This window comes from Cutibacterium nasicola (assembly GCF_051303185.1).
Classification (GTDB): Bacteria; Actinomycetota; Actinomycetes; order Propionibacteriales; family Propionibacteriaceae; genus Cutibacterium.
The window spans coordinates 88204-102237 of record NZ_JBPPGE010000002.1; the positions used below are offsets into that span (position 1 = coordinate 88204).

The window sequence follows — 14034 nt, forward strand, 5'->3', positions numbered from 1 at the left end:
CTCGCGGGGTCTCGTCGATCCTCGTTCTGTCAGATGAAACCAATTGTCGAGTCTTGCTGATGCGGTGTTGCTGGACACGGGGGCATTCTAGGGATGAGATGTCACGGCAGCGTTGCAGGGCATTACGATGGGATCGTGGCGAACCAGCGTGAACACCTGCTAACCCAGGCCAATGTCGCCCCCGTTGACGAGAACGGGGTGGCGGTCGGCATCGTGGGAACCATCGCTTTCGCTGTGGCGTCCATCGTCTGCTGGATCATGCTCGACCGCCTCACCGGAACCGGCTACCGCGACTGGCTCTGGATCTGCCTGACGGGCACCGCTCTGGGTATCGTCGGCACGGGATACTGCTGGTTACGATCCCGTTGCTGAGCCGCTCCACCGGAGGCTCACAACTCAGTCGAACAACGAGTCGTCGATGGAGATGGTGTCGAAGACCGGCTCGGGCAGTTCGATACCGCGATGCTTCTCGACGACGTCGGAGTGACCGCCACAGCCATGATCGACGTGGACCACTGAGCCGTCAGAGGGCGAGAATTCATTGGAACACACCCCGAAGACCCGCCCCAGGGAGTGCTGCAGGCGCACGAAGTAGCCACAGGTGACGCAGCTGGCAGGGGCATGACGACTCATGGCATTGTCAGGGCCGCCCTCACCGGTAAGCCAACGCTCAGCAGTGACGTCACGACCCTCACGCGACAGCACACGCTCACGGCCCAACCCCAACTCGGATGCCACGGCTCGGGTGGCAGCCCACTCGGCGGGATCCTCGTCGGCGGCGAGCTCACCACCGGTGTGACCAGGCTCCAGGCGTGGATCATTGTCGGCGGTGGGCATGAGGGTGCCGGCGGTGATGTCCCCGGCACGCACTCGGTCGCGCCACGGCACCCACTCAGGGGCCAACAGGGAGTCGTCGCCGGGAATGAGGGTGACCTCATTGACGGTGACGTTGCGTCCGCGCAGGGCGCGCGCCATCGTCACGGCCCACCGCCAGCCCCGGTATCCCGGATGCGGGCACTCGAAGAGGTGGGTCAGGACGCGCTCATCCTCGACGATCATCCCGACGTGCTCACCCACTCCGAAGTCACCCGCCCGACGTTCGGCCGCTTCCCGGGCCTGGTCGACAGCCTTCGCGATCGTCGCGTCAGTCTTGATGGCCCGGGTCGCAGTGCGCGGCTTCGACGTCACCTGTGTCATCACAGCTCCAACTCGTCGGCAACAGCACGAAGCATCTTGGCCACCGCGCCGGCGGTGCGCGGATCGGGGTGACGTCCGTGCCGGTAGCCATTGCCCATCTTGTCGAGCATCTTGATGAGGTCCTCGCAGATCACCGCCATCTCCTGTGGCTGCTTGCGACTCACCTTGGACAGCGAGGCCGGGGTCTCGACGATCTGCAGGGACAGGGCCTGCTCTCCTCGACGTCCCTCAACAACCCCGAAGTCAACCTTCTGACCGGGTTTCAGGGTATTCACCCCTGCGGGCAAGGCGGAAGCGTTGACGTACACGTCACCGCCGCCGTCCTTCGTCAGGAAACCGAACCCCTTGGTGGCGTCGTAGAAACGCACCTTTCCGGTTGGCATCTCTGGCTCACTCCTTCTGGTCATGACGGTCAATGGACCGCCCTACAAGGCTACAGCCTTGTCGACGGTCCACCACTCACAATCCTTTCACGGCCCGACGGGAAGGTTCCCGGCAGGTCAGGAGCATCACGCTGACGGGTCTCACATGACGCCGGAGAGATCACCCCGCTGCCCATCAGCCCACCTGAAGTAGTCAGCCATCGTCAACTTGGAGGCTGCGGCCTCATCGGCGATCACGAGAACATGGGGGTGGAACTGCAGAACCGAGGCCGGGCACATCGCCGAGACCGGACCCTCAATGGCTCCGGCGAGGGCATCAGCCTTGTTGGCACCGACGGCCAGCAAAACGACATTGCGGGCGTCCATGATCGTCCCAAGTCCTTGGGTGACACAGTGACTGGGAACTTTCTCACCCTCCTCGAAGAAGCGAGCATTGTCAGCCTTGGTCCGCTCGGCGAGGGTCTTGACGCGAGTCCGCGAGGACAGCGAGCTGGTCGGCTCGTTGAAGCCGATGTGGCCGTTGGCCCCGATACCGAGGATCTGGACATCGACGCCGTCAGCCTCCTTGATCGCCTTCTCGTAATCCGCGCATGCCGCGTCGAGGTCGTCCGCCATGCCGTCGGGAGTGTGCACATCAGCCGGGTCCAGGCCGAGCTGCTCGGTGACGGTGTGTCGGATGGTGGCTGCGTAGGAGCGCTCGTCATCAGCAGGAAGACCGACGTACTCATCCAGGGCGAAGGCGCGCAGACCGGTGAAATCGGCCTTGCCCTCCCCAGCGAGAGCCACCAGCGAGGAGTAGGTCGTCAGCGGAGTCGATCCGGTGGCAACTCCCAACACCGGTGTCTTGGCCCGGGCCAGAACCTTGGCAATACGCTCGGCGGCAATCCGTCCGACGGCCTGCTCGTCAGCGCAGATGATGACCTCCATGTCGGCCCCTCCCTCACATGCGCGGCCACACCGCGCGTCATAGTCGTGTCCGGATCAAGATTATGACCCGGTGAACATTCCTGGACGATCACAATCATCACCTGTAAGCGTTGCGCACACTCTGAGCACACTGCGTGGCCAGCCCTACCCCTTACCATGGAGCCCTACCCCTTACCATGGAGACATGGCACAGAGCACCGACATGAGAGCGCCCATCGACGTCGTCGGTTCCCGTCCTGCTCCGAGTGCCTTCCAAGCCCCGCGGGTCGCTCCCCTCGAAACCCCGAGCATTCCGGCCAACCCGGCTGCCGGGAAGCCATCGATCGCTCCCCGTGGTTATCAGAGTGGGAACTACCGTCCGCTAGCCGAGCTGATACCGCAGCGTCGACGCAGCCACGAACCGCATGAGCCCTTCTCCACCCAGGCAGGACTGACTGGCCCTCGCATTGAGCATCGGGACCCACGCGAACCCATCCGCGCCAGCCGGTTGACCAGTAACTCCTCGACCTGGGCAGCTCCGTCGGAAGCCCCCGTCTCGACGACTCCCCCGCCGCGTCTCAAGACTGTTCGTATGCCCCGTCGGCTTGATCCGCGCATGCCCGCTACCGCTGGTAGTCGGTCCTTCATGGACCTGTGTCGAGGGCTGGGCTGGTCGTGGATCGTCGTGCTCGCCCTGGGATGCGTGTGGTCCCCGCTGTCGATACCGGCTCTGCTCCTCGCATGGTGGCTGGCATGGCGTCACCCCTTCGCTGCCGGACGCCTCAACAAGGCTCTCACCGCTGTGACGGTCGTCGTCATCATCGGTGGTGCGATCGAGTCGCCGGTACGAACCGTACTGGCCCAGTTCGCATGGATGTCTCGCCTGGGATGCGTCGTGATGCTCGCGCTCGGGTTCATCCTCATTGATCGTCAGCTGACACCTCGAGAGCCGAGGTCACGTTGATGAGTGCGGTTGATGAACCGACGACCCTTGCCTCCACGATTCGGGATCTGGATACCCAGGGACTCTCTCGACTGCTGACCCTGCGTCCTGACCTGACGAACCCCACTCCCCGTGACCTCGCTGAAGTCTCTTCGCGGGCTGGTACCCATGCCTCCATCAATGCTGCGATTTCCAGCCTTGACCAGTGGCGACTGAGGCTGCTGACCGCCTTGGCCGCACTCGGAGATCTCACACTGGCTGAACTGACTGACGCCATGTGCCAGGGATGGCCGACCGAGCCCGACACCATCCGTGCAGACGTCGCGGACGGCGTCTCCGATCTGCTCGACATGGCTCTCGTCCTGGAAGGCTCCGGCCACCTGCACGTCATTCAGGTCGTCACCACTCACCTGTCCGAGTACCCGGCCGGTCTGGCACCGGTCTCCGCCATGCCCATGGGTTCCGACGAAGTAGCCGAGAGACTGGCTTGCGCAGGCCCCACGGCGCGCGCCGTGGTGAAGCGTCTGGTGTGGTCCCCCACCGGGCACGTCCCCAATGCCCGACGCACGGTGATGCCCGAGACTGCGACGACCCCCGTCGAGACAGCGCTGGCTCACCGCCTGCTGCGTCCCCTTGACGACGACACCGTCATCCTGCCCCGCGAGGTGGCCCTACCCCTGCGCGGGAATCGTCTCTTTGCCGAACAACCCAGCCCCACCCCACCGGCATGGCCTGAGCCCCGCCAGACCACCCTGGTCAACCGTGCCGGCCTTGGGACGGCGCTGGAGGCGGTCAGCGCGATGTCCGCCCTGTTGGAGGGCGTCGAGCGTCACGACTGTGCTCTGCTGGCCCGTGGCGGCATGGCCAAGCGAGACGCCCGCACCGTGCTGTCGCGAGTGGCACCGGGCAACGATGGCTGGGTACATCTCGCCGTCGCAGCAGCTGGCGGATTCATCGGGGCCGACGGACGAGGCTGGCTACCCACCTCGCTCGCGGACCGCTGGCGCACTGATTCATTGTGGGGTCAGTGGGTGAGCTTGCGGGATGCCTGGAGACGCATCCAGCAGCTTCCCGGCACCCTGGACAACACCCTGGACGCCCCATCGCCGGCAACCGCCCGAGCATGGCGACGCCTCGTCCACGAGGAATTGAGTACATCTGAACCCGGAACTCCCATCGAGGCTGGCCTCCTCGCCGACCGCATCCGGTGGCGTCAACCGGGCACCACGGTCGATGACTCCTTGGTCCAGGCTGTCCTTGACGAGTGCCAGGTGCTGGGAATGATCGCTCTGGGGGCACGCACCGATCTCGTCGATTCCCTCACCTGTGCTGGCATGCCGGAGCGCACCGACGAGGTCATCCTTCAGTCCGATCTCACCGCTGTCGCTCCCGGTCCGCTGACCCCCGACACCGCCGCTGACCTGGCTCTGCTGGCTGACCGGGAGTCCACCGGCATCGCCGGCGTACGGCGATTCAACCGGACCAGCCTTCGTCGCGCCCTGGACGCCGGATGGACTGGGGAACGCGTGCGTCAGTGGTGGACGGATCACTCCCTCAGCGATGTTCCCCAAGGCCTGCTGGTCCTCCTTGACGACGTCGTACGTGACCACGGCCGGGTGTCAGTGGCCGCCGCCGGTGCCCTGCTGGAGGTCGACGACCCGGCTGCCGTCGAGGCGATGTTGCGCAGTTCGCTGGCCACCGATGTCGGACTGCGTCGAGTCGGCCCGCAGGTACTAGTGGCCCAGGCAGAACCTGACCAGGTACTGGCAGGCCTGCGCCAGTTGGGAATGTCCCCGGTGGCCCGCGATTCCCATGGCGACGTGTTCTCGGCTCCCCCGCCACCACGTGCCAAGGTCGATGCCCCCACGTCAACGGATCCGCACGCCGATCCGAACGGCCTTGCCGCGTCGCTGCTCAACAACAAGGGCCGCGGGTTCTCGGATTGCCGTCAGCTTCTCGCACAATTGCACCAAGCCCAACAGGAGGGAGCGTGGATGCAGATCGAGCGAGTCATCGACGATGGCACTGCGGTGCGTCAGACGGTGCGGATCATGGCAGTCGCAGCAGGAGCAGTACGCTGCGTCATCCGTGGTGGCGGCGGGGTGGCGATTGTCCCGGTGTCCCGGATCACCTCCTGCCAGCCTGCCTGACCAGGCCGGTCCGCCCCGGCATGGGTGTTGTCCAGGTGGCCGCCTGAACAAATCTGTACCGCACAGCCAAGGGTCATCAGCATTGGTGCCATCGTCGTCGCCCGCTCCCTGGCTGTGGCGATCTGGCCCGAAAACGCCATCGCTGCCAGGTGCGGTGGCAGGCATGTCCACTGCGCGCACGATTGCCACACGAGCTCCGACACCGCCCACCTCATCGGGAACAAACACGAGCCATGGGGCGATACTTGAGGTGATGACTCCCGTACCCGGCCCACTCATTGTCCAGTCCGACCACACCCTTCTGCTGGAGGTAGATCACCCGCAGGCAGAGGAGTGCCGTCATGCCATCGCTCCATTCGCGGAGCTGGAACGTGCCCCTGAGCACATCCACACCTACCGACTCACCCCGCTGGGCCTGTGGAACGCCATGGCCGCTGGACACGACGCAGAACAGGTCGTCGACATCCTGATGCGGTATTCACGCTACCCCGTGGCGTCCGGCCTGCTCATCGACGTGACAGAGACGATGTCACGCTATGGCCGGCTGCGAATTGAAAAGCACCCCACCCACGGGCTGGTGCTGGTGTCACCAGACCGTGCCGTGCTCACCGAAGTGCTGCGGTCAAGGTCAGTACGCGGTCTTGTCGGCGACCAGATTGACGACGAGACGGCGGTGATCCACCCGTCGCAGCGCGGCACTCTCAAACAGGCGTTGTTGCAACTCGGCTGGCCTGCCGAGGATCTTGCCGGATACGTTGACGGCGAGCACCACGACATCGCCCTCAACGAGGACGGATGGAGCGTACGGCCCTACCAGAAGGTCGCGGCGGAGTCTTTTTGGGACGGGGGATCCGGCGTCGTCGTGCTGCCGTGCGGTGCCGGCAAGACGATTGTCGGGGCCACCGCGATGAGCTTCGCCCGCTGCACGACCCTGATCCTCGTCAGCAACACCGTCTCAGCTCGACAGTGGAAAGAGGAACTCGTTCGACGCACCTCGCTCGCCCCTGACGAAATCGGCGAGTATTCCGGGTCGCGCAAGCAGGTGCGCCCGGTGACGATCGCCACGTATCAGGTCATCACCACCAAGCGTCACGGCGTGCACCCTCACCTGGAGCTGTTCGAGGCGCGCGATTGGGGACTTGTGATCTACGACGAGGTCCACTTGCTACCAGCCCCTGTCTTCCGAATGACGGCTGACCTGCAGGCACGTCGGCGTCTCGGTCTGACGGCCACCTTGGTGCGGGAGGACGGGCATGAGGACGACGTCTTCACCCTCATTGGCCCCAAGCGCTACGACGCTCCGTGGAAGGAGATCGAGGCCCAGGGGTGGATTGCGCCAGCCGACTGCGTGGAGGTTCGAGTGAGCCTGCCTGAGTCTGACCGGATGGCCTGCGCGATGGCAGAACCCGACGTCCGCTACCGGATGGCCGCGACCCTGCCCATCAAGAATAAGGTCGTGAAAGACCTCGTGGCGCGTCATCGTGGCCAGCCCACCCTCGTCATCGGCCAATATGTCGACCAGTTGGAGGAACTGGCCAAGGAATTGCGATGCCCCATCATCTCCGGGTCAACGACGCCAACTCGACGTCAGGAGATCTACCAGGATTTCAGAGAGGGGCAGGTCGACCTGCTCGTCGTCTCCAAGGTCGTGAACTTCTCCATTGATCTACCAAGCGCCGAAGTCGCCATCCAAGTCTCCGGCGCCTTTGGATCACGCCAGGAGGAGGCCCAACGTCTAGGCCGTCTGCTGCGTCCAAAGGACGGCCTGGTAGCTCGTTTCTACGCGGTTGTCTCGCGCGATACCGTTGATGCCGATTTTGCCAGCCACCGTCAGCGGTTCCTGGCCGAGCAGGGGTATTCTTACCGCATCATTGACGCGGGCGACTTGGACGCGCTCGACTGAGCGGCGTGACAATAGACGTGAAAGCACTAGGCCCACGAAGGAGGACGCCTTGTCCGCGAAGGCTCTCATCACCAGACGTGCAGCGCTAGGGGGCCTGGTCGTCGCTGGCGGGGCTGCCATCGGTGTGCCCATGGTGCGTGCCGAAAATCGTCCGGAGAAGCCTGCACCCCACAAGCTTGCACCCGCCAAGGCGGCAAACCTTGCAGGTCCCGGACCCTATGTGCCGTTTCCTTACCAGAATGAGCTGAAGAAATACCTCAAGGCCCGTAGGGGAGAGCAGTCCGTGGCGATGCGGGTGCACGGGCAGCGCGACATCCACGTTCTCGATCACGGCGCGACCACATACATCACCGCGTCCATCATCAAACTCGCGATCATGGAAACCGTGCTGATCCAGGCTTCTGACGACAAGCGCCCACTCACCAGGGACGAGAAGAGCCTTCTCGTCCCCATGATCGAAAGCTCGAGCAACGATGCCACGACGACGCTGTGGAAGCAGGTTGGCAAGGCTGGCGGGGTCCGTACGGCGATGCGCCGCATGGGCGCCACGCACACCACCTTCGATCCCGAAAACCGTTGGGGCCTGACGTCAACGACCGCCGCTGACCAAGTTGTGCTCGCCGATCACATTTTCTGCCCTAACACGATCATTCCCGAATCCATGCGTGCGTACGCCCGCGAGCTCATGTCCAGCGTCGACGATGACCAGAATTGGGGCATGACGGCAGGCATGGAGTCCCCCTTCGTCAAGAATGGATGGTTGCCGCGCGACGATGGTTGGCACGTCAATTCAGTGGCCTCCACCGGGACAACGGGGTACACCGCCGTGGGGCTCACCCATTCCGCCACCGCATCGATGGACGACCTCGTCGAAACCATCGAAGGAATGGCACGAATCATCGCCCGCCATCAGCACAGCACCTCAGCCTCGTCGGCGCAACAGACCGGTTCCCCGGCTCCTCAGACTGTCAGGGGCGACCATGGCCATGCTCAGTTTCGGGCGCCGGGAACCCGAGATGTGTGGATCCAGGCATACTGACGCAAGGTTGGCCTCACCCGGCCAAGCGGTCGAGGAGATGTCGCCACGACCTCACCAAATCAGCATTGACCCACGCCTTCCACGACCCTTGAGGCCGCGCTGGGCTACCAATGTGGAAGGCCCGGATGCCGGCCTGGTACAGCCACGGAACGTGTTCAGCACGCAGCCCACCGCCAGCCATGACGAGGTTGGCAACTCGAGGGTCCGCCTTCGCTCGGGCAATGAGATCGTCGATGCCGTGCTCGACACCTCGTGGTGATCCAGCGGTCAGTACCTGATCGAGCGCAGGCAAGCCGAGCAATTGCGCCCACGCCTTGTCCGGCTCCAGACTGTTATCGATGGCACGATGAAACGTCCAATGCTGGTACCCCGCTGTCAGCTCGGTGACGGTCTTGACATCAACTCCAGTCGCCGGATCGAGAAATCCCAGTACTGGGCCGTCGGCGCCCAAGTCACGGTATGCGCTGGCCAGGCGTAAGGCCTCGTCCTGACGACGTGGATCAGCCCGAAATCCACCATCGAGACGCAGCATCGGTCGCACTGGAATGTCGACGGCGCTGAGGGTGCGTGCCAACAGCTCAGGGCTTGGCGCCAGCCCCTCGTCGTCCATGGTGCCAACCAACTCGACGCGATCGGCACCCCCTTCCGCTGCCCGCTTGGCGTCGTGTTCGTGCAGACATATGACCTCGAGCAATAGCATAGCCCTAATTGTTGCGCCAGTCGCGTCGAATCGTCACCACAAGGACGGTAATCAGGGCCACCAAGACGATCATGCTGACGACGGATCCTTCTGCCCCGAACGTTCCGCCAGTGAGCCAGGAGCGAGAATCAGGTGTCCTCGCGGTCGTCATGACGCTCTCATCAAAGTGCAGGCCTGACACGTCGAAACCCAGCACCATCCCCTGCAACCAATTCCAAGCGGTATGGAACGCCATCGCCGCAAGCAGGTTACCCCGCCACACCACTAGCAACCCTTGCATGAGGCCGAATCCTGCGATGTTCACCAAAGCTACCCATGTCGTACCGGGGTTGGCACCGTGCAGCGCGGCGAAGACGACAGCTTGAATGGCCAGTCCGGCGAGAACTCCCCATTTCGCGGCTACTGACTGCATGAGGTAGCCGCGTAGCACGGCTTCCTCGGCGCATCCCTGCACCAGAAACAGCACAATCGCGGCGACGATGAGCACCACCGCCATGACACTCGGCCGTCCCCACGACATCGTCGCCTGGCCACTGGCCGTCATGACCGCGACGTCAATACCGAGGATCACGACCGCGATGACGAGCCCAATCCACACGTCGTCGCCATGGCCCCGAAAACCAAGACAGCTCATAGGTCGCTGTTCGACGAAACGCATCCATGCCCAGAGCGCCAGCCAGACCCCGGCGAAGGATGCCAACAGCAGGATTGTCGAGGTTTGAGAGTCTGGAGGACCGCCCACTGACGCTGTCAGCACACAAGCGAAACCGCCTTGTCCCACCCCGAGTATGGTCATTGCCGCCAACAATGACAACAGCGGATGGAGAGTTCCAGCTCCAGCAAGAAATGTGGAGAACCGGCTTCCTTGCGGGCATCGGGTATTCAGGTGCACTACACGAGAGTACTTGACGGCAGGCAACCACCACTTCAGTGCGGCAAGACGACGAGAACACCACACGCCAACCGCCCTACCACCCCTTTGGCACGGCCAAAACCGTGGATCCGCGCGACCATGACCTTGTAGCCCAGCCTGCAACGATCAGGTCTGTAGGGGGATACTAATCCAGGACAACACCGTCATGGCCACCGGAGACCCCCAAGCGCAGGGGACTCGCCCAAAGAAATCGCACGATGCGGACCATTCCATATTCTGCACACTCCTTCCAATTCATGAGTCGAGGTGCCGTACTCTGTACGCGCTCATTGTTTCTCACGTGGCACATTTTCATGCCAGAGAGGACCTCCCCCATGACCAGGCAGCCACCGAGCGGTGGATGGCCCCAGGGACCGCAACCACAGCAACCTACGTGGCAGTCCCCGTACGGGTCGAGTCAGCCTTATCCCCAGCCCCACAGCAACAACTCCGCACAACGTCGCGACCAGCAGCCGACTGGATTCGGTTCAGCGTAGGCGCCACGGCAATTCTGTGTGGCATCCTCACCTTGTTGAGCCTCATGCTGTCCATGGTCACATTGCACGCTTCCAATGTTCCAGACGGCATTCCACATGATGCGTCTGTCAAACCGTTCGAGGGAATTGATCTGGGAGCGATGACAGCTGACGCTGACACCAAGGCCTTCCTCGACGCAGTGTCATCTATGACAAACTTCACCGGCATCACGTCTTTGCTTGCCGCCTTGCTGTTCATCGCCACAGGCATCCTTCTTCTTCTCCGTCGCAATGTGCTCGTCACAACTGGAATGACCGTCGGCGCAGTCTACATGTGCGTAGCAGCACGCATCCCCGCTGGCATCATCACGGGGCTGGCAGAACGAGTCACGTCATCGTTAACACAGATGCTCGGTGTTGCAGCCTTTGACGATGATGATTCAGGCGAGATCACCGAATTCTCACAGATCCTGTCATCGATCTCGATAAAGAACGGAGCCGGAACAAATTTCATCATCGTTTCGGAGATTCTTGCCGTCGTCGCTCTGATTGTCATCGCTGCTTGGATCATCATCCACGGAACCAAGACCATGAAGGGGGCCATTCGATGAGTGAGAACGGCGATTTCGACAAGACCCGCATCAGCCCTGCGCCATCGTGGACGCCATCCCCGAACCGGCCTGGCCCTCAACGAGCCCCTCACCCTGACGGCTCACGCCCCCACCAACAGCCTCCCACGCCGTATCCCACGGGACAGCAATACGGCCAGCCCAATCCCGGGCAGTACAGCCAATCCAACCCCCAGCAATACAGGCAGTCTGGCCCGTATTACCCGGGCGCATCATCCAACACACCAAAGTCATCCCACCATTTCACGATGTGGCTCAAGCAGGACAAGGCGTCACTCCTATTCAGCGGGGCCTTGGTACTTGTGGGAATACTGCTTTTCTTCATCCCCATGTTCACATGGCTCTCTGTGAGCGCTACTGACAGCAGCGCCACCATGAATGGCATGGGTCACATCTCGATCAGTTCCGTCGAGGATCAAAGTAGTGACGATATCCAGACACTTGGTTTGATCAATTCATGGTTACCGGCAGTTACCAATCCGATCCACACCATGCTCATTTGGACAGGAATAATCCTCATTGCCGCCGGGGTCGTCACCGCTCTGACAACCAGCAAACTCGGTGACGTCATCGCCGCTGTGTCCTCCGGATGCATGGCTTTGATCTGGCTGGTGCTCACCGCCAACGCCATGCACGCTCTCAACAAGGCGTTTGCGGGCACACCGGACCAACTGCGTGTGAACATGGGGGCAGGCGTCATCATCGGCATGGTGCTGCTCGTCGCAGCACTGGCAGTATCGATCATTCACCTCGTCCGAACACCGGCACCATCGCGCAGGATATCCACGGATCACCTCTGAACCGTTGTCACCGACAAAAACAATGGGGCGGCTCCAATCGGAGCCGCCCCATTTAGTCAGGTGGACTGGATCACATCATTCCGCCCATGCCACCCATGTCCATGTCACCGCCAGCCGGAGCAGCCTTCACGGGCTCGGGCTTGTCAGCAATGACGGCCTCAGTGGTGAGGAACAGAGCCGCGATCGAGGCGGCGTTCTGCAAGGCCGAGCGGGTCACCTTGGCCGGATCGATGATACCGGCCTTGACCATGTCAACGTACTCGCCGGTGGCGGCGTTGAGGCCCTCTCCGACGGACAGGCCGGCGACCTTCTCAGCCACGACTCCACCCTCGAGACCAGCGTTGATGGCGATCTGCTTGAGGGGGGCGGAGCACGCGGTCACGACGATCTGGGCACCGGTGAGCTCGTCACCCTCCAGGCCCTCGATCCTGGCAGCCTTGGAAGCCTGGATGAGGGCGACACCACCACCAGGGATGATGCCCTCCTCGACGGCAGCCTTGGCGTTGCGCACGGCGTCCTCGATACGGTGCTTGCGCTCCTTGAGCTCCACCTCGGTGGCAGCACCCACCTTGATGACGGCGACGCCGCCAGCGAGCTTGGCGAGACGCTCTTGCAGCTTCTCGCGGTCGTAGTCGGAGTCGGAGTTCTCGATCTCCTTGCGGATCTGGGCGACGCGTCCGGCGATCTGCTCGGAGTCGCCGGCACCGTCGACGATGGTGGCCTCGTCCTTGGTGACGACAACCTGGCGGGCGTGGCCCAGCAGGTCGAGGGTGACGGCGTCGAGGGACAGACCGACCTCCTCGGAGATGACCTGGCCACCGGTGAGGATGGCGATGTCGTTGAGCATGGCCTTACGACGGTCGCCAAAGCCCGGAGCCTTGACGGCGACGGACTTGAAGGTGCCGCGGATCTTGTTGACGATGAGACCAGCGAGGGCCTCACCCTCGACATCCTCGGCGATGACGAACAGCGGCTTGCCGGACTGCATGACCTTCTCAAGGACCGGCAGGAGATCCTTCAGCGAGGAGATCTTGGAGTTGACGATGAGGATGTAGGGATCCTCGAGGACAGCCTCCATGCGCTCGGTGTCGGTGACGAAATAGGGCGAGATGTAGCCCTTGTCGAAGCGCATGCCCTCGGTGAGCTCGAGCTCCAGACCGAAGGTGTTGGACTCCTCGACGGTGATGACGCCTTCCTTGCCGACCTTGTCCATGGCCTCGGCGATGATCTCACCGACGGTGGGATCGGCAGCCGAGATGGAGGCGGTGGAGGCGATCTGGTCCTTGGTCTCGATGTCGATGGCCATCTCGGACAGGCGAGCGCTGATGGCCTCGACGGCGGTCTCGATGCCCTTCTTCAGGCCCATCGGGTTGGCGCCGGCGGTGACGTTGCGCAGGCCCTCACGAACCATGGCCTGAGCCAGGACGGTGGCGGTGGTGGTGCCGTCGCCAGCGACGTCGTCGGTCTTCTTGGCGACCTCCTTGACGAGCTCAGCGCCGATCTTCTCGTACGGATCGTCGAGTTCGATCTCCTTGGCGATGGATACACCGTCGTTGGTGATGGTGGGAGCGCCCCACGACTTCTCGAGAACGACGTTGCGGCCCTTGGGGCCGAGGGTGACCTTGACCGCGTCGGCGAGGGTGTTCATACCCGCCTCGAGTCCGCGGCGGGCCTCGATGTTGAATTCGATGAGTTTTGCCATATTTAGGGGATTCCTCCGCTCCGGTGGGCTTGGCAGCCCGTGGACGTCAGATGATGTGGCGGGAGCGACCCCGCGTTCTGATTCCCCGTGATGCCCGCGACGGACGATCTGGTGATCTCATCACCGGGATGACCACCCTCGTTCGGCGCTCGCAACACCGACCCGGGCAGTAGCACTCTCGCTTGCCGAGTGCCAGTATCATGTTTAGCACTCGCACCCGGCGAGTGCAAAGGGTTGACGAGCGGAAGGTGGCCGATTGTGGTGTTGACGATGGCCTCAGACAGATTGAGCCC

The 14034-nt window shown here is 62.9% G+C and carries 13 protein-coding genes; 7 read left to right on the forward strand and 6 right to left on the reverse strand.

Annotated elements, in window-relative coordinates; genetic code table 11:
- The first annotated feature begins 93 nt into the window (after nt 1–93).
- Nucleotides 94–372 (forward strand): DUF2530 domain-containing protein, encoded by a 279-nt coding sequence (locus tag ACSJJT_RS04220; RefSeq protein WP_435917133.1) that lies wholly within the window; start codon nt 94–96, stop codon nt 370–372.
- A 24-nt stretch (nt 373–396) separates the two neighbouring features.
- Here the strand turns inward: ACSJJT_RS04220 and ACSJJT_RS04225 are convergent, their stop codons facing one another.
- The 3 genes from ACSJJT_RS04225 to nagB all read right to left on the reverse strand — a co-directional run bounded on the left by ACSJJT_RS04225 (nt 397) and on the right by nagB (nt 2507).
- Complete coding sequence (locus ACSJJT_RS04225; protein WP_435917134.1) at nt 397–1197, reverse strand: DUF3027 domain-containing protein; 801 nt, start codon at nt 1195–1197, stop codon at nt 397–399.
- A complete protein-coding gene (locus ACSJJT_RS04230) occupies nt 1197–1580 on the reverse strand; it encodes a cold-shock protein (protein ID WP_435917135.1) in 384 nt (127 codons plus the stop codon). Before ACSJJT_RS04230 ends, ACSJJT_RS04225 begins: the two co-directional genes overlap by 1 nt.
- A gap of 141 nt (nt 1581–1721) precedes the next feature.
- Nucleotides 1722–2507, reverse strand: coding sequence for a glucosamine-6-phosphate deaminase (gene nagB / locus ACSJJT_RS04235; RefSeq protein WP_435917136.1), 786 nt, complete (start codon nt 2505–2507; stop codon nt 1722–1724).
- A gap of 571 nt (nt 2508–3078) precedes the next feature.
- Between nagB and ACSJJT_RS04240 the strand changes: the two genes are divergently transcribed.
- The 4 genes from ACSJJT_RS04240 (at nt 3079) to ACSJJT_RS04255 (ending at nt 8521) form a co-directional block, all read left to right on the forward strand.
- Complete coding sequence (locus tag ACSJJT_RS04240; RefSeq protein WP_435917380.1) at nt 3079–3450, forward strand: hypothetical protein; 372 nt, start codon at nt 3079–3081, stop codon at nt 3448–3450.
- On the forward strand, nt 3450–5579 hold the full coding sequence (locus tag ACSJJT_RS04245; protein ID WP_435917137.1) for a helicase-associated domain-containing protein: 2130 nt from the start codon (nt 3450–3452) through the stop codon (nt 5577–5579). Before ACSJJT_RS04240 ends, ACSJJT_RS04245 begins: the two co-directional genes overlap by 1 nt.
- A 253-nt stretch (nt 5580–5832) precedes the next feature.
- Nucleotides 5833–7482 (forward strand): DNA repair helicase XPB, encoded by a 1650-nt coding sequence (locus ACSJJT_RS04250; protein WP_435917138.1) that lies wholly within the window; start codon nt 5833–5835, stop codon nt 7480–7482.
- Between the two features lie 220 nt (nt 7483–7702).
- A complete protein-coding gene (locus ACSJJT_RS04255; protein WP_435917382.1) occupies nt 7703–8521 on the forward strand; it encodes a serine hydrolase in 819 nt (272 codons plus the stop codon).
- Nucleotides 8522–8534: 13 nt separating this feature from the next.
- On the opposite strand, the gene ACSJJT_RS04260 is transcribed toward ACSJJT_RS04255, so the two are convergent.
- Both ACSJJT_RS04260 and ACSJJT_RS04265 read right to left on the reverse strand, forming a co-directional pair.
- The gene (locus ACSJJT_RS04260) at nt 8535–9221 is read right to left on the reverse strand and encodes a copper homeostasis protein CutC (RefSeq protein WP_435917139.1); all 687 of its coding nucleotides are present in this window, start codon (nt 9219–9221) and stop codon (nt 8535–8537) included.
- Nucleotides 9222–9225: 4 nt separating this feature from the next.
- Entirely contained in the window at nt 9226–10017 is a 792-nt protein-coding gene (locus ACSJJT_RS04265; protein WP_435917140.1) for a CPBP family intramembrane glutamic endopeptidase, read from the reverse strand.
- A gap of 649 nt (nt 10018–10666) precedes the next feature.
- On the opposite strand from ACSJJT_RS04265, the gene ACSJJT_RS04270 reads away from it, so the two are divergent.
- The gene (locus ACSJJT_RS04270) at nt 10667–11221 is read left to right on the forward strand and encodes a hypothetical protein (RefSeq protein ID WP_435917141.1); all 555 of its coding nucleotides are present in this window, start codon (nt 10667–10669) and stop codon (nt 11219–11221) included.
- A gap of 266 nt (nt 11222–11487) precedes the next feature.
- The gene (locus tag ACSJJT_RS04275; protein WP_435917142.1) at nt 11488–12039 is read left to right on the forward strand and encodes a hypothetical protein; all 552 of its coding nucleotides are present in this window, start codon (nt 11488–11490) and stop codon (nt 12037–12039) included.
- A gap of 70 nt (nt 12040–12109) precedes the next feature.
- Here ACSJJT_RS04275 and groL read toward each other — a convergent pair whose 3' ends face one another.
- On the reverse strand, nt 12110–13741 hold the full coding sequence (gene groL / locus ACSJJT_RS04280) for a chaperonin GroEL (RefSeq protein WP_435917143.1): 1632 nt from the start codon (nt 13739–13741) through the stop codon (nt 12110–12112).
- Nucleotides 13742–14034: the final 293 nt, after the last annotated feature.